The organism is Cupriavidus sp. 01L415, assembly GCF_056400065.1.
Window position 1 is genome coordinate 22,598 of sequence record NZ_JBFTSP010000024.1, and the last position, 21,524, is coordinate 44,121.

The 21,524-nt window shown below is 66.0% G+C and carries 17 protein-coding genes; 11 read left to right on the forward strand and 6 right to left on the reverse strand.

The window, feature by feature from the left end; translation table 11 throughout:
- Positions 1-259: 259 nt before the first annotated feature.
- From gmd to AC1DOX_RS24445, 3 genes are read left to right on the forward strand one after another with little or no spacing between them, the layout of a single operon-like run.
- Positions 260-1,468 carry a GDP-mannose 4,6-dehydratase gene (gene gmd / locus AC1DOX_RS24435; RefSeq protein WP_441621986.1) on the forward strand — a complete coding sequence of 403 codons (1,209 nt, stop codon included), beginning with the start codon at positions 260-262 and terminating at the stop codon, positions 1,466-1,468.
- Positions 1,461-2,459 (forward strand): GDP-L-fucose synthase family protein, encoded by a 999-nt coding sequence (locus tag AC1DOX_RS24440; protein ID WP_441621988.1) that lies wholly within the window; start codon positions 1,461-1,463, stop codon positions 2,457-2,459. Before gmd ends, AC1DOX_RS24440 begins: the two co-directional genes overlap by 8 nt.
- A gap of 9 nt (positions 2,460-2,468) precedes the next feature.
- Positions 2,469-3,932: a hypothetical protein gene (locus AC1DOX_RS24445; protein WP_441621990.1), complete on the forward strand. Its 1,464-nt coding sequence runs from the start codon at positions 2,469-2,471 to the stop codon at positions 3,930-3,932.
- Positions 3,933-4,389: 457 nt separating this feature from the next.
- On the opposite strand, the gene AC1DOX_RS24450 is transcribed toward AC1DOX_RS24445, so the two are convergent.
- Positions 4,390-5,802, reverse strand: a complete 1,413-nt coding sequence (locus AC1DOX_RS24450; protein ID WP_441621992.1) for a polysaccharide biosynthesis protein — start codon at positions 5,800-5,802, stop codon at positions 4,390-4,392.
- Between the two features lie 308 nt (positions 5,803-6,110).
- Between AC1DOX_RS24450 and AC1DOX_RS24455 the strand changes: the two genes are divergently transcribed.
- From AC1DOX_RS24455 to AC1DOX_RS24470, 4 genes are all read left to right on the forward strand, one after another.
- Entirely contained in the window at positions 6,111-7,373 is a 1,263-nt protein-coding gene (locus AC1DOX_RS24455) for a glycosyltransferase WbuB (RefSeq protein ID WP_441621994.1), read from the forward strand.
- Between the two features lie 131 nt (positions 7,374-7,504).
- Positions 7,505-8,143: a putative colanic acid biosynthesis acetyltransferase gene (locus AC1DOX_RS24460; RefSeq protein ID WP_441621996.1), complete on the forward strand. Its 639-nt coding sequence runs from the start codon at positions 7,505-7,507 to the stop codon at positions 8,141-8,143.
- Between the two features lie 37 nt (positions 8,144-8,180).
- Positions 8,181-9,326: a glycosyltransferase gene (locus tag AC1DOX_RS24465; RefSeq protein ID WP_441621998.1), complete on the forward strand. Its 1,146-nt coding sequence runs from the start codon at positions 8,181-8,183 to the stop codon at positions 9,324-9,326.
- A 38-nt stretch (positions 9,327-9,364) separates the two neighbouring features.
- Entirely contained in the window at positions 9,365-10,519 is a 1,155-nt protein-coding gene (locus tag AC1DOX_RS24470) for a glycosyltransferase family 4 protein (RefSeq protein ID WP_441622000.1), read from the forward strand.
- A 62-nt stretch (positions 10,520-10,581) separates the two neighbouring features.
- On the opposite strand, the gene AC1DOX_RS24475 is transcribed toward AC1DOX_RS24470, so the two are convergent.
- On the reverse strand, positions 10,582-11,343 hold the full coding sequence (locus tag AC1DOX_RS24475) for a ChbG/HpnK family deacetylase (RefSeq protein WP_441622002.1): 762 nt from the start codon (positions 11,341-11,343) through the stop codon (positions 10,582-10,584).
- 289 nt (positions 11,344-11,632) lie between these two features.
- Between AC1DOX_RS24475 and AC1DOX_RS24480 the strand changes: the two genes are divergently transcribed.
- The 3 genes from AC1DOX_RS24480 to AC1DOX_RS24490 are packed head-to-tail and all read left to right on the forward strand — an operon-like array spanning position 11,633 to position 15,470.
- Positions 11,633-12,739, forward strand: a complete 1,107-nt coding sequence (locus AC1DOX_RS24480; RefSeq protein ID WP_477101541.1) for a polysaccharide biosynthesis/export family protein — start codon at positions 11,633-11,635, stop codon at positions 12,737-12,739.
- 23 nt (positions 12,740-12,762) lie between these two features.
- A complete protein-coding gene (locus tag AC1DOX_RS24485; RefSeq protein WP_092139367.1) occupies positions 12,763-13,227 on the forward strand; it encodes a low molecular weight protein-tyrosine-phosphatase in 465 nt (154 codons plus the stop codon).
- Positions 13,224-15,470: a polysaccharide biosynthesis tyrosine autokinase gene (locus AC1DOX_RS24490; protein WP_441622004.1), complete on the forward strand. Its 2,247-nt coding sequence runs from the start codon at positions 13,224-13,226 to the stop codon at positions 15,468-15,470. The genes AC1DOX_RS24485 and AC1DOX_RS24490 overlap by 4 nt, the downstream gene beginning before the upstream one ends.
- A 184-nt stretch (positions 15,471-15,654) precedes the next feature.
- Here AC1DOX_RS24490 and AC1DOX_RS24495 read toward each other — a convergent pair whose 3' ends face one another.
- Positions 15,655-16,377 carry a TetR/AcrR family transcriptional regulator gene (locus tag AC1DOX_RS24495; RefSeq protein ID WP_441622006.1) on the reverse strand — a complete coding sequence of 241 codons (723 nt, stop codon included), beginning with the start codon at positions 16,375-16,377 and terminating at the stop codon, positions 15,655-15,657.
- Between the two features lie 76 nt (positions 16,378-16,453).
- On the opposite strand from AC1DOX_RS24495, the gene AC1DOX_RS24500 reads away from it, so the two are divergent.
- A complete protein-coding gene (locus AC1DOX_RS24500; RefSeq protein WP_441622008.1) occupies positions 16,454-17,344 on the forward strand; it encodes an alpha/beta fold hydrolase in 891 nt (296 codons plus the stop codon).
- A gap of 49 nt (positions 17,345-17,393) precedes the next feature.
- Here AC1DOX_RS24500 and AC1DOX_RS24505 read toward each other — a convergent pair whose 3' ends face one another.
- Genes AC1DOX_RS24505 through AC1DOX_RS24515 form a run of 3 tightly spaced genes read right to left on the reverse strand, consistent with a single transcriptional unit; the run spans position 17,394 to position 21,503 of the window.
- On the reverse strand, positions 17,394-19,064 hold the full coding sequence (locus AC1DOX_RS24505; RefSeq protein ID WP_441622010.1) for a hypothetical protein: 1,671 nt from the start codon (positions 19,062-19,064) through the stop codon (positions 17,394-17,396).
- Between the two features lie 52 nt (positions 19,065-19,116).
- The gene (locus AC1DOX_RS24510; RefSeq protein ID WP_441622012.1) at positions 19,117-19,566 is read right to left on the reverse strand and encodes a c-type cytochrome; all 450 of its coding nucleotides are present in this window, start codon (positions 19,564-19,566) and stop codon (positions 19,117-19,119) included.
- Positions 19,566-21,503: an RICIN domain-containing protein gene (locus AC1DOX_RS24515; protein WP_477101538.1), complete on the reverse strand. Its 1,938-nt coding sequence runs from the start codon at positions 21,501-21,503 to the stop codon at positions 19,566-19,568. Before AC1DOX_RS24515 ends, AC1DOX_RS24510 begins: the two co-directional genes overlap by 1 nt.
- Positions 21,504-21,524: the final 21 nt, after the last annotated feature.

Sequence of the window (21,524 nt, forward strand, 5' to 3'; positions counted from 1 at the left end):
CCGTCCCGCAGCAGGGCGCCCGCCAGACCGGCCGGCGCCCTGTTGTCGTTTAGGCGTTACCGCGTTGCCGCGTCGGCGCGTTGCTGCATTGCGACGATGCCGCACAGCACGGATGCGTAGCCACGCTGCTGCGTTGCCGCGCCGCATCTGCCTTCCGTGCCCCTGCCGGTGACCGCCATCGCGAGTGTGGGTTAGCAGACAGTACCCCCTATGCGCCCGCCATACAGTCCAATTCATCCGTAACCAACACGTGACTGTCATGGGCGCAAACGACCTGGAAATCCTCGGAAATTCCCCTGCAAACCGCGCGGCAGACGCTCCGGCGCCGCGCGGCCGCAACGGTACCCGGCGGGCGCTGATTACCGGGATCACGGGACAGGACGGGTCCTATCTGTGCGAGTTCCTGCTGGACAAGGGCTATGAGGTCCATGGCATCAAACGCCGCAGCTCGCTGTTCAACACCGAGCGTATCGACCACCTCTACCAGGACCCCCAGGCCAAGGACCGAAGCCTGATCCTGCATCACGGCGACATGACCGATACGGCGAGCCTCGTGCGCGTGGTGCAGCAATCGCAGCCGGACGAGATCTACAACCTCGCGGCACAGAGCCACGTGCAGGTGTCGTTCGAGGAGCCGGAGTACACCGCCAACACCGATGCGGTGGGCACGCTGCGGCTGCTCGAAGCCATGCGGATTCTCGGCATGGAGCACACCACGCGTTTCTACCAGGCATCGACGTCAGAGCTGTACGGCCTGGTGCAGGAGATCCCGCAAAAGGAAACCACGCCGTTTTACCCGCGCAGCCCCTACGCAGCGGCCAAGCTGTATGCGTACTGGATCACAGTGAACTACCGCGAGGCCTACGGGATGTACGCGTGCAACGGCATCCTGTTCAATCACGAAAGCCCGGTGCGCGGCGAGACCTTCGTCACCCGCAAGATCACTCGCGCCATCGCACGCATCGCGCTCGGACTGCAGGACACGCTCTACCTCGGCAACCTGTCCGCGCTGCGTGACTGGGGCCATGCGCGCGACTACGTCGAGATGCAATGGCTGATGCTGCAGCAGACACAGGCGGAGGATTTCGTCATCGCCACCGGCGAACAGCACAGCGTGCGCGAGTTCGTCGAGCGCGCGGCGCTGGAGTTGGGCATCACGGTGAAATTCGAGGGCACTGGCGTGGACGAAGTGGGCGTCATCGCCCATGTGGATAGCAGCCATCGCGAAGTATCGGGCCGCTGCAAGCCGGGCGACGTGATTGTGCGCGTCGATCCGCGCTACTTCCGGCCAACGGAGGTCGAAACACTGCTCGGCGACGCCACGCGCGCACGCGAGCGGCTCGGGTGGACGCCACGCATCAGCTTTGCCGAACTCGTGAGCGAGATGGTCCGTGCGGACTTCGCTTCGGCCCGGCGTGACGCCCTGGTGAAAATGGCAGGTTTCCGTGCGTACAACCATCATGAATAAACCTCTTCCCCGTATCTTCGTCGCCGGACACCGTGGCATGGTGGGCTCGGCCATCACGCGGGCTCTGCGTGCCAGGGGCAACGCCGACATCGTCACGCGCACCCACGCCGAGCTCGACCTGAGCAATCAGCAGCAGGTGCGCGAATTCTTCGCCAGGGAGAAGATCTCGCTGGTCTACCTGGCTGCGGCCCGCGTGGGCGGCATCCATGCGAACGACACCTATCCGGCCGAGTTCATCCAGCAGAACCTGATGATCGCGGCCAATGTCATTCACGAGGCCTGGTGCAGCGGCGTGCAGCAGTTGCTGTTCCTCGGCTCCAGCTGCATCTATCCGAAGCTGGCCCCGCAGCCCATCCACGAGTCGTCATTGCTGAGCGGCGCGCTGGAACCCACCAACGCGCCATACGCCATCGCCAAGATCGCCGGGATGATGCTGTGCGAGAGCTACAACCGCCAGTACGGCACCGACTACCGCTGCGTGATGCCCACCAACCTGTACGGGCCGGGCGACAACTATCACCCTGAAAACAGCCACGTGATTCCCGCCCTGATCCGGCGCTTCCACGAGGCGCGGATCGCCGGTGCGTCAGACGTGTCCATCTGGGGGTCCGGCACGCCGATGCGCGAATTCCTCAACGCGGACGACCTGGCGCAGGCCTGCATGCACGTGATGGCGTTGCCCGCGCTGACGTACCGGACGCACACGACGCCGGCCGGCTTCTTCAACGTCGGCACGGGCGACGAAGTCACCATCCGCCAGCTGGCGACGCTGATCGCGCAAGTGGTCGGCTTTCGCGGCAGCATCTCGTTCGATACCACCCGGCCGGACGGCACGCCGCGCAAGCAGCTGGATTCCACCGCGATCCGCGAGACCGGCTGGAAGCCCGTCATCGGCCTGCAGGCCGGCCTGCAGCTCGCCTACCAGGACGCGCTCGCGTCGGGGCGACTGGCAGCCTGCGGCGAGGCGCACGCCCTGGAAAGTCCCGCCTAGGAGATCATCATGGGTCTGTCGCGCAACTTCGTGTGGGACGTGATGCTGGCCGCGTCGCTGCTGCTGATCGTCGGCTACTGCCATGCGATTTCGTTCGTTGGCTCGCCGCTGCTGCTGATCTCGACGCTCGTCCTCGCGACGGTGGTCATCATGCACTGGTGCCTCCACACGCGGGAGCGTTTTCCTTCGCTGGCGGACGCCTCCGTCCTGCTCTTCGAGATCCTGTTTCTGGTCGTCGCGCCGGCTGTGCAGCGCGCGTACTTCGACCTGGAACTGGTCAACACCTCGACGCTGAACGAAGGCTTCGCCGTCGCGACAAACCTGCTGTGTACGCTGTTCGTGCTGGTCTACGTCGGCACACGATGCTACGGTGCACGCCGCGACCGGCGAAACCGGCGCGGGCCATATGCCGCGTATGCCGCCTACGCCACGCGCCGCGGGCCGCCGCCAGCGGTCGTCGTGCAACACCGCCTGACCACCCCGCGCGCCTTGGTGCTCGTGGGCGTGGCATGCGTGGCCGTGGTGCTGTCGCTGCAGGCGATCGACATCCGCACGCAGTCCGAAATGATCGAAGCGACGCCGCAGTACCTGATCCAGCAGAAGTACCTGTGCTTCCTGCCGGTGCCGATGCTGCTGATGCTGGTCAACGTGAAAGGCCGGCAGCTGTTCCGGCAGCCGCTCTGGCTGCTGCTGGCCGTGTTCTTCCTGGTGTGCGTGTTCGTGTCGCAGAATCCGCTGATCGAGAAACGCAACACCATCGGGCCGGTGTACCTCAGCCTGCTGCTTCTGGCGCTGCCCTGGTTCTCCCGCACGTCGCGCCGTCAGGCCACCACGCTGCTGCTGCTCATCGGTGTATGCTTCCCGCTCGCGTCGGTGTTCACGCACGCGGACCTGGCTTCGTGGAATGTCACCGAGGTCCTCGACCCGTGGCTGTACTTTTCGCACTTCCTGGACCTGCATTACGACGCCTGGGCCAACATCCATACCGTCATCGAGATGGTGAATCGCGACGGCCTGCGGCTCGGCGAGCAGTTGCTCGGCAGCGTGCTCTTCTTCGTGCCGCATTTGCTCTGGGAAGCCAAACCCCATGCGACGGGTATCGAGATCGGCCAGTTCCTGATGGCGTTTCACAAGCTGGACTTCGACAACCTCTCCGCACCGCTGATCGCCGAGGGATATATCGATTTCTCGGTGGCCGGCGTGGCGATTGCCGCCGTCGCCCTCGCCATGCTGACCCGCTTCCTCGACCGGTTGTGCGTCTCGGCAAGCCCTGTCGGCAAGCCCGCCGGCATCTACTTCTCCGTCTTCCTTGTCTTCCTGCTGCGCGGCGCACTGATGATCGCGATCGCCTACGGCACCGCCACCGCGGTGGCCTTCCTGACGATCAACTGGTTCGTGAGCCGGCGGCGCGCACGGCATGCACAAGGCGTGCGCCGTATGCCACGGGGCGCCCCCGCGCGCCAGCCGCTGTAATCCGGGCCGTGGCGGCATGCCGCCACGGTCGCTTCCCTTCTGCGCTTCCCTGCGCGCTTTCCTGTCGCTGATTTGCTTGCCTTATGCGCGTCCTTTAAGCGCGTTCCTTAAGCGCTTTCCTTACGCGCTTTCCCTACGGGATTCCTGGCGCTCTCCTGACTCACCCTCCTCACCAGCACACCTGTCGATCCGCTGACGGCTTCGCGAGCGGTCTACGCATGCGACATGCTTCGGAAAGACTCAGGGACTGCACCGGGGCGTTCCAATCGCGCATTGCTGAAACGCATGACGCGCGGGATCGAGAAGCGGGATTGGCACTTGGGATTGACGCGCAAGGCTGTCGCGCAAGACTGACGATCCGCTGACTGCCTTTTGCCCGTCGACGTGCAAGGCTTGCGCCGGAAAGCCGCCGGGGCGTCGCCCCGCGTCGACAAAGCTCCGGCGCCTCAGCGCGCTGTCATGCGGTGTGCGGCAGCATGCCGCCGCGGCGCAACAGCCCGATGGCCCGTGCGGGCATCATCCACAACGCCGTCGCGGCGTTGGCCACAATCAGCGCCGCCACGATGTGCGCGAAGCTGACCGCATTGGCCAGGTACAGCCCGGCACACACCACGGCGGCGGCCAGGAATTCCAGCAGGCCGATATTGCCAAGGCTGCTGAAGGCTTGCGCGCCCATCAGCACCGGCATGCTCGAAGCGGATGTCACCAGCACGGCAAAGTAGGCGGCGCCAAGCATCGCCATGCCGTTGGAAATCGGATACTCGGAAGCCGTCCATAGCGATACGGCTGCGGCGCCGAACACCGACGCCCCCGCAATCGCCAGCAGCCCATAGGTCACGTAGGCGGCGGCGAGCTTCCGGTAGGTGCGCGTGACCCAGGCCCAATCGCCGGCCAGCATATGGCGATGGATGATCGGCCAGAGCGGCTGGTTGATCATGAAGACCAGACTGTGCAGCAGCATGTTGGCGCGGAAGAGCAGCGCCAGCAGCGCCGCGTCGCGGGACTGCCCCATCTCGTAGCAAAGCAGCACGGTGCCCTGCTGGATGAATGCCAGCGCCAGTTGCGCCAGCACCAGCGACTTCGTGTTCCGGGCCAGGTCCCGGGCAAACGCCTTGCCGGGCAATTCCTGCGGCCGGCCGACGCGCAGCACCACGAAGACGATGTTGATCAGTCGCACGATGATGAAGCCAAGCTGGCTGGCCAGGAACAGCATCGTGACGTTGACATGCCCCTGCGCGTCAGCCGGCGCGTAGGAACTGGCCAGCACGATGAACACCACGTTCAGGACGCTCCCGCCCGCCGTGATCAGGTTGTTGACATGCTGCCGGTGCTGCCCCTGATTGACGGCCTCGCCCACTGACAGCACGGTCAGCATGGCATAGCACGCAAGCGCCGTCGTGAAGAGGTTGAAGTATTTCGCGGAGAACAGATTGATCCCGCTGCCCTCGAGCACCGGCCGCGACAGCAACACCAGCACGATGAGGGCGAGGAATACCGCGGACAGCGCGACGAGCGAGACGGCCAGCACGCCGGACAACAGTGATTTCTTGCGATCGTCGGCGGCAATGGACGTGATCGTCGGCCAGACCCCGATCGCCACGAGCGAGAGCCACGCGGAGATGCCGTAGTAAACCATCAGGGCGCTGAAGTCCTCCACGTCGAGGACTTTCGCGAACAGGGGGATGCTCACCACCTGGAAGGCCATGCTGCACGCCTTCGACACCATCGAGCTCGCCACCGCCAGCCGCAAGGCCCTTGCGCCCTGGTCTGCCCGCACCGCGGCCGCCCCGGCATCCGGCGCGCCGCCACTTGCCGCATTGGCGACGTCTTCGGCCTCGTTGCCAAGCAACTCGCCCTTCAAAGTACTCACGCAAGCCTCCTTCGCCGATATCGGCGGCCCCCGCATTGGCCCGCCCCTCGCACGCATCGGAACGCGGACGGAGCGGAGGGCGCAGTCACTACGCCGCAATGCAGCATACGTCCGCCGCCGACCCGGTTCTGTTCGCTCGCGCACAGGGTTTCCGGACCGGCTGGATTGCGTGCGGGCACGAACATTCGGTCATCAAGCCGGGCCGTAGACTGCTCCTCGACCTCGCAGTCGGCTGCCGCCCTGGCGGCCAGCGGGCGGCTGCCCGGCGGGAACGTGCGCCCACGCGGCGCCAGGATGAAAAGAGAAAGATGAAGATCCTGCTCTATTGCCTCAACTACGCTCCGGAGCTGACCGGCATTGGCAAGTACACGGGCGAGCAAGCCGAATGGCTGGCCGCGCGCGGACACGACGTGCGGGTGATTACCGCACCGCCCTACTATCCCGCATGGCGCGTGGAGGAAGGCTATCGCGCGTGGGGTTACAGCCGGGAGATGCGCAACGGGGTCCGCGTGATGCGCGCGCCCCTCTGGGTACCGGGCCGCCCGTCCGGGCTCAAGCGCGTGGTGCACCTGGCGTCGTTCGCCCTCTCCAGCCTCCCGGTGCTCGTGGCGCAGGCCGCCTGGCGGCCCGACGTCGTCTTCGTGGTGGAACCGCCGCTCTTCTGCAGCCCCGCCGTGCTGGCGTTCGCGCGGCTCACGGGCGCCAACGCGTGGCTCCACATCCATGACTACGAGATCGATGCCGCGTTCGAGCTTGGCCTGCTCAAGGGCCGCATGCTGCGCCGCATGGCGGAGGCGGCAGAGCGGTGGCTGCTGAAGCGCTTCGACCACGTATCGTCCATCTCGATCCCGATGGTGGCGCTGGCCAGGCGCAAGGGTGCCGACGACAAGCGCCTGACACTGGTCACCAACTGGGTGGACCTCGCCGGGCTGGCGCAGCGCAGCGATACCGACTTCCGCCAGCAACTGGGCATCCCCGCGGATGCCATCGTCGCCCTGTACTCCGGCAACATCGGCAACAAGCAGGGCATCGAGATCCTGGCGGACGCGGCGCGCCTGTTGCCGGCGCGCGAGAACCTCCACTTCATTATCTGCGGCGCCGGCGCCGGGCTGGAGGGGCTGCGCGAGCGATGTGCCGGTCTCGCCCGCGTCCATTTCCTGCCGCTGCAGCCCGTGAAGGACTTCCCCTCACTGCTGGCCACCGCGGACTTGCACCTGATGCCGCAGCGCGCCGACGCCGCGGATCTTGTGCTGCCTTCCAAGCTCGCCGCCATGCTTGCCAGCGGGCGCCCGGTAGTCGCCACCGCGCAGGAGGGCACGGAACTCGCGCGGCTGGTGGCGTCCTGCGGCATCGTCGTCGACCCCGGCGACAGCGTCGCGGTGGCCAACGCCATCGCGGAACTGGCCGACGACCCGGAACGCCGGCGGGCCTTGGGCGAGATCGGCAAGGCCTGGGCCGAACGCCATCTCGACCGCGAACCGGTGTTGTTGCGGCTGGAGGAAACCCTGCTGAAACTGGCGGCCCCACGCGAGGCGGCCGCCCGCACCGAGACCGACCTGGCCGGGGAGTAGCCCATCCGGCAGCCCATCCGGCGCGCGCTACCGGGGGGCCCGGCCTGTGTGGGTTGGCGTACGGTGCGCACGGTGGCGCGGCGGCACGATTCTCCGCATATCCCTCGGGAAAAGACGGAAAGGAACCCGACATGATCCAGGACTTGTCGTCATTCAGGATGCCCCCCGGCTTCCGGGGCCGCTCCGCCATCGCCGTGCAGTGCTGGTGGTGTGTCCAGAGCCTGTTCTTCCGGACTTCGCCGCAGTTTGCGAATGGCTTCCGGCGCTGGCTGCTGCGCTGCTTCGGCGCGCGCGTCGGCCGTGGCGTCGTCATCCGGCCAAGCGTCAAGGTGACGTATCCGTGGAAGGTGACCATCGGCGATCACGCATGGATCGGCGACGGCGCCGAGCTGTACAGCCTTGCCGAGATCGTGATTGGCAACAACGCCGTGGTCTCCCAGTACTGCTACCTGTGCGCCGGCGATCACGACTACCAGCGCAGTGACTTCCTGATCCGAGGCAGACCCATTCGGGTCGCGGACGAAGCGTGGGTGGCCAGCCACACCTTCATCGCACCGGGCGTCACCATCGGCGAGGGCGCCGTCATTGGCGCCTGCAGCGCGGTCTTCCGTGACATGCCCGCTGGCATGGTCTGCATGGGCAGCCCGTGCCGGCCGCTGAAGCCCCGTCTCCACGACGTCCCAGGCCGCGAGGCCGCCCGGCAGGCGTCCTATGCCGATGCATCGGCGGCGGGCCGCGAAGAAGTCGCGGAAGACGCGCACGCGATCTAGATCACATGCACCGCGACTGCAGCAAGGGCTGACGACGATGATCGACATCTATCACAACATGCTATGGGCCAAGTACAAGGGCGCCGTGTTCAGCGAGGCCTTCTCTCATGCGCGTGGCATCGGCCGCGATGTGCGCTTCTTCCATATCGCCGCCACGGGCTACGGACGGTCGTCCTTCAGCAGCGTTGATACCAGCTATCACCAGTATCCCTACCAGATCCTGTTCGATGCGCCCTACGACCGCATCCCGCAGTGGAAGATCTCGATCCGGCTGGCGTACGAGGTCTGGCGTTCGAAGAGCCGTCTGATCCTGATCCCTGGCTATCACCGCGTGGAGTTCTGGGCCATGCTGGTGGCCTGCATGCTGCGCGGCAAGCAGCGCGGGGTGTTTTGCGATTCCACCATGCGCGACCAGGCCGATCATCCGATGAAGCGCCGCCTCAAGCGCTTCTTCTTCCGCCACTGCGATGGCATCTTCGTCTACGGGCGACGCAGCGCGGAGTACGTCGTGGCGATGGGCGCCGATCCGGCCCGCATCATCGACCGCTGCCAGGCCGCCGCGCTGCCCCATACCTACCGCGCGGAAGACGCCGCGCGGCATCGCCTCGCCAGCGCGCCATCATCCGCCACGCCGAAGTTCCTGTTCGTCGGGCTGGTCTGCCGCGCCAAGGGCATCGAGGACCTGCTGCGCGCTTTCGCCAGCGTCCGCCGGCTGCATCCGCAGGCAACGCTGGCGCTGGCGGGCCCCGTCGTGGAATCGGAAGGGCTGCCGCAGCTGGCGGAGTCGCTAGGCATTGCAGGCGCCACGACGTTCCTCGGCGCGATGGACATCGAGCAACTCGCGCGGCAATACGCCAGCGCCACCTGCCTCGTGCTGCCAAGCCACACCGAAGCGTGGGGACTGGTCGTCAACGAAGCGCTCAGCTACGGCTGCCCCGTGGTGGTCAGCGATTGCTGCGGCTGCATTCCCGAGCTGGTGCAGGAAGGCGCCACGGGGCTCACCTTCGCCACCCGCAACGCCGGCGACCTCGCCGACAAGCTGTCACTCGCCGTCGGCGCGTTCTCCGATGTGGAAGCCACCATGCGCAACTGCCTGCGCGTGGCGGGCGAGTACACCCCCGCCTGCGCAGGCCGCTCCATCATGGATGGCTGCGTGAAGATTCTCGAAGAAAACCAGGCTTAGCCATGCCCATCGCCTCCGGCCTCAAACGGGAAAATCCAGTGGATACAGGACCCACGCGCACCCACGCACAACAACCGGCCAGCGGCACGGACGCTGCATCCGTGGGCCTGGCAAGGCCCGTGGTCTTTCTCGGACCGCTGCCGCCGCCTCACAACGGCTTTTCGGCCGCCTGCCAGCGCATGCTGGAACTGCTTCGCGAGCGCACGCGCGTCGTGGAGCTCGACGTGGCGAAGCGTGGCACCGGCAGGCGCGCCGCCGTGGCTGCGCTGGGGAACCGTCTGCGCCAGTTCGCGCGGATGGCCGGCCTCTGTGTCCGGGATCGCCCGCACACGCTGTACCTCGGGCTGTCGGGCGGCTTCGGGCAACTGCTGGACGTGCCTTTCGTGGCGCTCGCGCAATGGTTCGGCCTGGATATCTATTTCCACCATCACAGCTTCGCGTACATCAACCGGCCAACCTGGTACTCGCGCCTGATCATGCGGTGCGCGCCGCGAGCGAAACATCTGGTGCTGTGCGAGATGATGCGCACCGAGCTGGCCCGGATCTATCGCCTGCCGTCGCCCAACGTGCAGGTGCTGCCGAACCTCAGCCTGATCGACCTGTCGTCGACGGCGCACCAGCGGGACAGCGTCGGCGAGGCGCTGACGGTCGGCTTTCTGTCGAATATCACCGCCGCCAAGGGCATCTTTACCTTCTTTGCCGTGGTACGGCAGGCGCAGGATCTCGGCATGCCGATTTGCGCGCGCATCGCCGGGCCCGTGGCGGCCGACATCCGCGCCGAGTTCGATGCCGAACTGGCCCGCACGCCGTGCGTCCGCTATCTCGGCCCGGTCAGCGGCACGGACAAGGAGCAGTTCTTCCATGATATCGACGTGCTGCTGTTCCCCACGACGTACCACAACGAAGCCTCGCCGCTGATCGTGCTGGAAGCGCACAGCTATGGCATCCCCGTCGTGGCCCACGATCGCGGCTGCATCGGCTCCATGATCGACGCCCACAGCGGCCTGCTGGTGCCGCGCGATGCGGATTTCGCGGCGCTGGCCATTCCGTATCTGCAGAACCTCGATCTGGCCCGGGAGCGTGCCGGTGCCGAGCGGCAAGCACTGCTGGCGCAGTTCCATATCGATCGCGGCCAGGCGGAAGCCACGCTGGCGCAAACCATCGCGCTGATCAGCCAGAGCCCCACCGTTTGAGCATGACGCCGCGGCACGCGATGCCGCGGCGCCACGTGCGCCGCAACCGTTCAGACGTCGTGTCAGATGTCGTGATAGCGCCGCAGGACAATCCCCGCCTGTTCCAGCGCCATGCCGAGCGCGGCCGGCTCCATCAGCGGGCCGCCCTCCACCTTGCGCCAGGGCTCGGTATAACCGGGATGCACCGAGATCTCGGTGATGCCCTCGGGCAGGATGGCGGGAAGCTGCTGCGCCCAGCCCGGCTCCAGCGCATCCACGCCAACGTAGTAGTCGGTGCTGCGCAGGTTGCCGAAATGCCGCAGGAGCCGCTCATTCAGGAAACCGCGCACGTTGTGCTTCTCGGCGTAGCAATTTTGCGGGCGCCGCACACGGGTGATGCCCGCGCGCACCATCTCTTCGCGGACCACGCGCATGATGGCGGGGTACTTGTGCATATGCCCGTGGCCATCCACGTGGGTGACTTCCACGCCGTGGTCGCGCAGCTCGGCGAGCTGCTCGCGGAACTCGCGCCGGATATCGGCGGCGTCGATCAGGCCGGCCATCGCGCGGGCGCGCTGCATCCGGGGCGGAAAAAACTCCCCGTCCTTGCGACACAGCGTCGACGACTTGCCGGCCGGTCGCCATCCTTCGACGATATTGAAGTGCAGGCCGAACGAGAACCGCTCGCGGTTTTCCCGCGCGAAACGGCAGGCCCTGGCCGTCGCCGGCATGCCCGCAAGGATGGTCGCGCTGGTGAGAAGCCCCGCCTCGAAGCAGGCGACCGTCGCCCGATATGTGTCGTCGTCGTAGCCGAAATCGTCGGCATTGATGATCACGCCTCTCATCCGTTCCTCCCCAAAGCGGTGAAAACGCCCACCGCGCGAAGGCGCGGGCCGTGTGTTACGTACGGTATGCCGCATTCGCCCCCCCTTCGGTGCGATACGCCACGTTGTCCGGAAGCCCTCCGGCATCAATGTGCGAGAGCGCACCGAGGCTGCACTTTCCGGCTCCTAGGATGGCTGTAACGACGGCATGGCGGCCATGCGCCGTCACGTTGCCAACGCGAGGGAGATTGCCGTGAAAACTAATGAATTCCAGACCGCCCGCAGGTCCGAAGCCGGATCGCGCCGCCCGATGGGCGCGACGCTGGCCATGCTGGGCGCCGCGATGCTGCTCTCCGCCTGCGCGGCATCGCCGGGCATGATGTTCAACGCCAACGCGCCCGTGAGCGCCGTCAGCCCCGAAACGAAGCCCGACGTCACGCCGATCACGCTGGATCTGGTCCGCGAGCAGCGCGCCAAGGCCAAGCCCACCAATGCGAACGTGGAAGAGCTCTACGGCAAGCCGGAGCCGTATCGCATCGGTGGCGGCGACATCATCTCGGTCGTGGTGTGGGATCACCCCGAACTCGTGTTTCCGACGCAGACCTACAGCATCGGCGCGGCCTTCGAGATTCCTACGTCGAGCGGTGGATCGAACATGCCTGGCTACGTCGTGAGCCCGGCTGGCGACATCCAGTTTCCCTATGCCGGTGTAATGAAGGTCGCCGGCAAGACCGCCAACGAGGTGCGTGACGAGATGGCCCGCATCCTCTCCCGCGTGGTCCGCGATCCCCAGATGACCGTGCGCGTGCTGGGCTTTCGCAGCCAGCGCGTCTACGTCGACGGCGAAGTGAAGACCCCTGGCATGCTGGCCATCGACGACGCGCCGATGACGCTCGTCGAAGCGCTGAACCGCGCGGGCGGCGTGCTGAACCTGACCGGCGACAACAGCCGCGTCCGCGTCACGCGTGGCGAGCGCAGCTGGTACGTGAACATCCCGGCGCTGCTGGCGAAGGGCGTGGATCCGTCGCAGATCCTGCTGCGCTCGGGCGACATCGTCCGGGTGGAGCAACGCGAGGACAGCAAGATCTTCGTGACTGGCGAGGTGGTCAAGCCGTCGTCGCTGCTCATGCGCAACGGGCGCATGACGCTGAACGAGGCACTGGGCGACGCGGGCGGCGTGAATCCCACGTCGGCCAATGCCGAGCAGATCTTCGTCATCCGCAAGACCGAAGCCGGCAATCCGAAGGTCTACCACCTCGACGGCACCTCGCCGGTGGCGCTAGCCATCGCGGAGAGCTTCGAACTGGAACCGAAGGACGTGGTGTACGTCGATGCACGCGACCTCGTGCGCTGGAGCCGGGTGATGACCCTGCTGATCCAGCCGGTCGTTGGCACGGCCAGCATCGCGCGTCCGTGATGCAACGCGCGCATGGAGCGACGATGGTCCGGACGATCCTGGTGGTCTGCCTCGGTAACCGGTGCAGAAGCCCGATGGCGGCCGATCTCCTGAAGCGCGCGCTGCCAGAGTGCAATGTGGTGTCCGCCGGGCTGGAGCCGCCGGTCGGCGCCACGGCGGACCCCCGGGCGGTGCGGCTGCTGGCGACGGAAGGCGGCGACCTGGCCGCGCACCGCGCGCGCGCCATCGATGCCGCGCTGGTCGCTGGCGCGGATCTCGTGCTGGTGATGGACGACGAGCAGCGCGAAGTCCTGGAAGACATGTTCCCGGCCGCGCGCGGCAAGACATACCGCCTGTGCGAACGCGAACAAACCGATGTACCCGACCCCTACGGGGGATCGCAGAACATGTTCGTCATCGTGCTTGGGTTGATCAAAATGGGTGTTGAATCGTGGTCGGCAAGAATCCTTGCAGCAGAGCCGGCCCACCGCCACGGAGGGGCGTCATGAGCAACGTTCGGAGTTTCCGGGACCACGGGCCCGACACATGGGAAGAAACCGAAAAGCCAATTGACATGACGTCTTACCTGGACGTGCTGATTCGCTACCGGTGGACATTCTTCATCGTCGCCGCATCGATTGTCGGTATTGGCCTGCTCTACGCGTTCCTGGCCAAACCGGTCTACCGCGCGGACATCATGGTGCAGGTGGAGGAGACCAACCCCGGCAACAATGCCAGCAAGCTGGCGGCCAGCATCTCGCCGGTGTTCGACGTCAAGCCGGCAGCAACGGCCGAGATCGAACTCCTGCGCTCGCGCATGGTAGTCGGCAAGGCGGTGGACACGCTGCGGCTCGATATCGAGGCATCGCCGCGATACTTCCCGCTGGTCGGCGCGGCGATCGCCAGCTATAACCCCGAGCTGTCCAAACCCGGCCTGTTCGGCTTTGGCGGCTATGCCTGGGGCGGCGAGTCGATCTCCGTCGCTCGGCTCGACGTGCCCGCGCAGATGGAAGGCCGCCGCATGACGGTGACCGCCACCGGTGACAACAAGTACCGGCTCAGCTTCGCCAGCAGTGACCTCACGGCGGACGGCACGGTGGGATCGCCACTGACCGTGGCCATCACAGGCGGCGACGTCACCATCCTCGTCAGCCGGCTGGACGGCCGGCCCGGCACGCAGTTCACGGTCACCCACATCCCGCGCGCAACGGCCATCTCGCTGCTGCAGGATCAGCTGGCCATCTCCGAGCGCGGCAAGCAAAGCGGTGTGATCGGCGTTGCGCTGGAAGGGGCTTCGCCGGGCAAGACCGCGGCCATCCTCAATGAGATCGGCAACGAGTACGTCGACCAGAACGTTCGCCGCAAGGCGGCCGAGGCCGAGAAATCGGTCAACTTCCTGGAAGGCCAGCTGCCGCAGCTCAAGCAGCAGATGGAAGCCGCGGAGTCCCGTTACAACGCGATGCGTAACCAGCGCGGCACCATCGACCTCAGCGAGGAATCGAAGCTCATCCTGTCGCAGTCGGTCCAGATCCAGACCAAGCTGCAGGAACTGCGCCAGAAGCGGCAGGAGCTGATTGCCCGGTTCACCGGCAATCATCCGACGATCGAGATCCTCGACAACCAGATCGCCGGACTCACCGGGCAGCTCAACGGCGTGACCGGAAAGATCCAGAAGCTGCCGGAAGTCGAGCAGAACGTGGTGCGCCTGATGCGTGACGTCAAGGTCAACACGGAGCTCTACCAGTCGCTGCTCAATGACGTGCAGCAACTCAGGCTCGTCAAGGCCAGCAAGGTGGGCACGGCGCGCCTGGTCGATCCTGCCGAAGTGCCGCTCAAGCCGATCCGGCCGAACCGCCTGCTGATCAGTGGCACCTCGGTGGCGCTAGCACTGGTGATGGCGCTGCTGGTGGTGGCAACGCGGCGCCTGCTCGATGGCGGCGTCACCGACGCCGACGAGATCGAAGCGCAGTGCGGCATGACCGTCTACGCCACCATCCCGATGAGCCCGCAGCAGGCACGCCTCACCCGCAACAAGGAGGGCGGCGGCGACTTGCTGGCCCTGCAGCAGCCGGACGATCCGGCCATCGAGAGCCTGCGCGGCTTCCGCACCGCCTTGCAGTTCGCGCTGCTCAACTCGATGCGCAACCGTGTCGTGGTGGTCACAGGCCCTGCGCCGGACGCCGGCAAGTCGTTCATCTGCGCTAACTTCGCCGTCGTCGCGGCGAGCTCGGGCCGCAAGGTGTTGCTGATCGACGGCGACCTGCGCCGCGGCGTCCTCAACAGTCGGTTCGATGTCACGCGCAAGCCCGGCCTCACCGAGGCACTGACGGGCACGCGCCTGAACGATGTGATCCAGCACGATGTCGCCCCGGGCGTCGACTTCATCCCGACCGGCTCGGTGCCGCCACTCGCGGCCGACTTGCTGCAGAGCCCGGGCATGGACGCGCTATTGAGCGAGGTACGCTCCCGCTATGACCTCATCCTCATCGATACGCCACCCGTGCTGGCGGCTGCGGATGCCGGCATCCTGGCACCCAAGGCAGGCGCCGTGTTCCTGGTGGCGCGCGCCGACAGGACGACGACCGGCGAGCTCAGCGCGGCACGCCGGCTGATCGAGCAGTCCGGCGCGGAGGTCAAGGGCGTGCTGTTCAATGGCCTCAAGGTCGAGGGCCGCTGGTACCGCGCGCACTACCAGTTCGGCAAGTATCGCTACCTGAACCGGTATGGCGCGACTCAGGCCAAACGGGCGTGAAGGATCGCCACGGGGATCGCCACGGCCGCTCGCGTCTCCTCCGGCGAGCGGTGGTGGCCGGTAGTCATCGGTAGTCGTCGTCAAAATGATTCGCCGCCCTCATGGGGCGGCGATTTTTTTGGCTGTTCGATGATTTGGGGGAGGGTCGTCCGGATCGGGAGCATCCGACCGGGATCGACCTTTCTCACGGTGTCCTTAGCAGTACGAAAAATGGCCGAACGACCCCGGTCAGCAATTCACGGTTGGGATTGGTGCGGGCCAGAACCCTGAGGCCCAGGATGGTGCTCAGAGCGAGCCGCGCGATGTCGCCTGGAGGTTGCGAGGTAAGGATTGATCCATCGCGCTGCCCGGCCGCGACACAGTCGCGAACACTTTTTTCCATTCCAGCAAAGACCTCGGTGACAACGTCCCGGAAGTCCTGGTCGTGCGGCGCCACCTCCAACGCCGTGTTCACGACAAAACACCCCTTGTGAAGCCTGTCGGCGAGCACCTCTTCAACGTTTGCATCGAAGTACCGCTCCAACGCGCGTAAGGGCGGGTCATCGCTTCCGAAGATTGCCGAGCAGGTTTCGAGCGTCAGACGGACATACCGATCGAGCACGAGACGGTAGATGGCTCTCTTGTCACCGAACGCGTTGTAGAGGCTTGGCGTAGTCATTCCGGTGTGGTCGGCGAGGTCGCGCATCGATGTCGCCTCATAGCCATTATTCCAGAAACGTTGCATTGCGGCTTCAAGCACCGTGTCTTCGTCAAATTCCCTGGGCCTGGCCATCTCGATCCTTCGGTCAATGGTGAGAGCGAATAACGCAAGTCGCAATTTTATCACGATCGTCAAAAAACCCTTTGCGAGTTTTCTGACGATCGTAATAAAATCCGCCCAGCCGATGCCTGGTCCGACCTCGACCACTGACGGTTGGCGATCGCTGTGCCGCCGCGCAGCGAGCTACCAATCCACCAACCAGAAGCAAACCTGGAGTACACAGATGAGTGAGCATGCCTACGTAGATGGGATTTATCCCTTCCCGGCCGTGATGCAGACGCGGACGATCGAAACCAACGGTACATCCATCCACGTGCGGGTCGGCGGTCATGGTCCGGCGGTCGTCATGCTGCACGGCTTCGGCACAACGGGCGACATGTGGGGGCATCTGGCGAGCGCACTCATCGAAGACCACATGATTGTCGTGCCCGACCTGCGTGGGTTGGGCCGCTCGTCAAAGCCTGATGGCGGCTATGACAAGAAAAATCAGGCGGCAGACGTGGTGGGCGTCCTGGACGCCCTCAGTGTGCGTACGGCCGAATTGGTGACGCACGACATCGGCATCATGGTCGGCTTCGCGGTTGCCGCCACCCACCCCGAGCGCGTGAACCGATGGGTGGCGATCGATGCGCCGCTACCCGGCGTCGGACCCTGGGATCAGATCAAACAAGACCCGGCCATGTGGCACTTTGGCTTCGGTGGCAAGGACATGGAGCGCCTGGTCGCCGGCCGCGAGCGCATCTATCTCGACCGCTTCTGGAACGAACTTTCCCGCGACCCGAAGCGGTTTGATGAAGCGAAGCGCCAGCATTACGCGGCGCTCTATGCGCAACCCGGCGCAATGCGAGCGAGCTTTGCCCAGTTCCTGGCGTTCAGCCAGGATGCAGCCGACAACAGAGCGTTGCTTGCGCAGGGCAAACTTCAGATGCCGGTTCTGGCCTTGGGTGGCGAAGCTACATTCGGCCCGATGATCGGCGCGGTGATTCGGTGTGCCGCCGATAACGTCGAAGACGTGATCATCCCGGATTGCGGGCACTGGATCACGGAGGAGCAGCCGCAGGCAACGACAGACCTGGTCGTCGAGTTCCTGCGTCGCCGTTCGCGCGTTAGCTAGTGCTACGTAGTGCGGGGCCGCGCGTCGCATCCGGCGCGCGCCCCAGTCGCTAACCGATGTACTCCACCAGCGCGACCGCGCCACCGCCGGGCGACTGGTCGGTGCCGGCACCGGGCACCAGGCTGAGGGTGCAGCGCTGCCGCGTGCTGCATCGGAACACGATCCGCTGGTCGGTCTGGCCGCCGGCGGAGAAGGGCTGCATACGCAGCGTGGCCAGCACCGTGGGCGTGCTCTCGCCGGTCTGGATGGTATAGGTGCCCTGCCCCGCAGACCCCGCCGCGCCGGGTGGCACGTCCAGGATCACGCGCATGACGATGGCATTCATCGGCAGCACCACCGTCTGCACGCCATCGGCACTGGCCGGCAGCCTGCCAAACGCGTTCTTGAACGAGATCATCTTCGTCCTGACGGTTGCGGACGCGGCCACGTGCCAGCCTATTTCCGCGTCGGCAAAGACGCCGCCCGTACAGTTGCCCCGGCACCCCTCCAGCGTCACGACCCTGCGGCGACCGAGCTGATTGCCGGGTTCCGAGAACATCAGTGCTTCGTCCGGGTGGGTGTAGTTCAGGAAATCGCAGTTCCGGTAGGTGGCGCGGCCCTGCCCCCATGGCCCTTGCCCGGTCGTGTACTGGTGCCGGCCCATGATCTGGCAGTTGTCGAACACCACCTGCGCGCCTGCCGTGTTGCCCGGCGAAAACACGGCGGAAACCGTGCCCGCGGCAAACGGCTGGTATCCCTGCGAACTGAAGTCACAATCCTTGAAGCCGACGTTGCCTTGCTCCCATTCGCAATGGATCAGCCCGGCATGCCGCGATTTCTGCTCGACGCGCAATCCCTCCGCCTTGAACGAGCACACGCCCTGCGCATGGTTGTTGCCGCGCAGGTTGAAGAGGAAGGTCGGCGCGCCCGGCTCGTACCCGCTGACATCGCAATCGGTCAGCTTGACGTTGCCGCCGCGCTCCAGCGTGATCCAGTTGCTCGACGACCAATACTTACAGTGATCGAACCAGTAGTTCAGGAACTGATCGGACGTGTTGTCGCGGCCCACGTAGAGGAAAGTCTTCCAGGTGCCGGCCCACGCGCAGCGCCAGAACTTCCATTCGCTGTTGCAGTTTTCGCCGATGAGGTTCGCGCCGTATCGCCAGTTGCCAGTGAAGATGCAGTCATCGAACGCATAGTCCTGCGCGCCACCCGCGCTGGCACTGTCGATCAGATCATTGTCCGGTGCCTTGCCATGGAACTGGATGTTGCGAAAGCGCACGACCAGCGCCTTGTCGTGATTCTTCATCAGCGCGCCGGGGCCCTTCGGTTCGTAGAGCAGCACCACCGAGCCGGGCGGCCCGTCCCCTTCGATCGTCAGCCCCTGGGTACGTGCCGTAAACAGCGAGGAATCCAGCAGCGCGCCCGGCCGGGTCAGCTTGTAGGTCCCGGGCGGCAGCACGATCCGCTTGTTGCCGATCATGTTGGGGTTCTCGCCTGCGACCGACTTGCGCGCCAGCGATGCGACGTAGCGCACGGCGCTGGTGAATGCGGCGTCCGACGGGTTGCGGCCGGTCGGGTCCAGCCCTTCGTATTCGGTGATCGAGACCACGCGCTCGGCCGTGGTGTCCGCCGCCGTGCGCGCCATCGCGCTCCGGCTGCCGCCCGACGCCGCCACGGCCGCTCCCGCGCCTGTGATGATGCCCAGCCGCGTCAGGAAACTGCGCCGGAGATTGCTCATGCGATTGCCTCGTGTCAGTCGCGGGCCCGCCGGAATCAGCCCGGCCCCGGGCTCACTGGGTCAACAGGTAGGACCAGAGCGCGGTGCACTCCTGGTCCGACAGCCGGTATTGGGGCATGGACCGCGCCAGCATGACGCCGGCCACATCGACGCTGTCGGCCATGACGCTGCAGAAGGTGTTGCGGTCGTAAGCCGTGGGCGGCCCCCCGCGGCGCGCGCTGAGGCCGAGCAACGAATCCGCGGTCAGCCGTGGCCCGAACGATTCGGTACCACGGGTCACCACGTGGCAATTGGCGCAACGCGACGCCCCGGCCGGTAGTGCCCGCGCCTCACCGCGCAGATGCGCCGCGAGCGCGGCCTCGCCGTAGAACATCGCCCGCCCCTGCTCCACGGCGGGCGATGCGGGTGTGGGCGTCACTTCCGCGGCCGCCGGCAGGCAGGCGGCGGTCAGCGCCAACGCCAGCAACCACCGCGCGCCGCCAATGCCCATCGCGCTCCGCATCAGTGAACGCGCACCACCGCCGCCACGCTCGGCACGCCTGCGGCATTCATCGCGAACAGCATGTAGTAGCCCGGCACCACCACACCCGGATCCGACGGAATCTGGAGCAGGTATTCGCCCGCCGTGCCGACCGTGAAGGTCAGCGGCACGCGGCGCTGCTCGTTGTTCACCGAGTGGGTGGACGACGACATCCGCACGATCGAGAACGCCTTCATGCCGCTCGTCGCACTCACGGAGATCGTCGTGCCGAGAGTGGCATCGGCCGGCGCGGCGGTGATGGACGGCCGGGTGGCGGCCGATCCGTCGGCGTTGAGCAGGTAAGGCGGCGTCAGGATCTCCACGTTGGGGTGGTTGGTGGTGCAATCCCCGCACAGGCCGCCGCCGCCGCTCAGCACGCGCCCATCCGTGAGCAGCAGCGCCACGCTGTGGTACGTGCGCGGCGTCACCATCGCGGCCAGCCGCGAGAACTTCTCGGTGGCCGGATCCCACAGCTCGGCCGTCAGCACGGCGCCATCGTCGGTGAACACCACGGGGTACGTCTGGCCGCCCATCACGACGACCTGGCCATTCGGCAGGACCACGCTGTTGTGGAAGGCGCGCGCATAGGACATGGAACCCACCTTGCGCACGGTTGGCGTGGCGGTCCGGATGTCGATCACGTGCGCGTTGGTCGTGGCAGGCGCGTTCTCGTAGTCGGGTGCGCCCCCCACCGTGAGGATCCTGCCGATGTCGTACATGACGGCATTGCCGTTCATGGCGTCGGTATCGGCCGCACGGTTGCCTGCCGGCGTGACGTTGCCGTTGCCGGTCGTGTCGAACCAGTTCATCTGCTTGCTCGGGCCGGCATGGAACACGCGGCCATTGGCACCGGCAAAGAGCCACGCGTGATTGTCGGAACGATAGATGCCCGCCGCGTCACCGGTCAGGATGTAGTCGTCCCAGATCGCGCTGTTCAGCCGCCAGCCGGTTGCCGACTGCCAGGTCTCGCCGTCCTTGTCGCCGATGTTGCCGCTCCAGGAGCCACCGACGGTGAAGACGCCGCCGTTGCTCAGCGTGACCGCGCCCTGGTAGCCACGTCCGCGCACCATCAGCGCCGCCGCTGTCCACGCATTGGTGGTGGGGTTGTAGATGCTGGTCTTCTGGTTGCTGGAGCCGCCGTTGACCAGGATCCTGCCATCCGGCAGGTTGGCGATGCCAGGGCAGAACATGTCGTGGGCGGTGTTGGTCACCAGTTTTTCGGTGGAGGTGCCATTCGCCGGATTGAAGATCGCGGTGTAGGTCTGTCCGCCATCACCCCCGAAGTTGAAGCGATCGAAGGACGACCACACGAGCACGCGGCCATTCGGCAGGTTGGCCGCTGCCACGGGAACGATCGGCAACGTCTTCGGCGCGGCCCACTTCGATGGCAGCACCGTGGCCTGCGTAATGGTGATGGACCACGTCTGCGCCGCGCTGCCGTTGCAGGTGGCCTGCACGACGGCCTGTCCATTGGTGGCCGAAGCTGGCGCCAGGCACAGGTTGCTGTGCGAGGCCACGAGCGCATAGCCACCGTTCTGCTGCCGCAGCGTGTAGCGCTGGTTGGCCGACCCGCTGCAAGTCCACTGGAGCGCGGGGGCACCGACCGCCGTGCTGGCGTACTGGACATCAAGGCACTTGCCGCTGTGCTGGGCGGCAAGCTGGTACAAGGTGCCGAACGGCGTGAGCGCCCATTGCTGATTGGGTTCGCCGTGGCATGTCCAGATGATCGCCGGCGCGTCGTTCGTCGTCACCGCGCCGGAGATATCCAGGCAAAAATTGGTCCCGCTGAGTTTGACCGCGCTCACCGTCTGCGCCTGCGCGGGTGCGAATGACAGCCACGCCATCAGCAGGCAGGCAGCGATCCATCTCGGCAACCAGGCCAGGCGGGATGCGGTCAGGGGTCGGGGGAGAGGATTCATGATGGCACCCGTGGAGTGGTT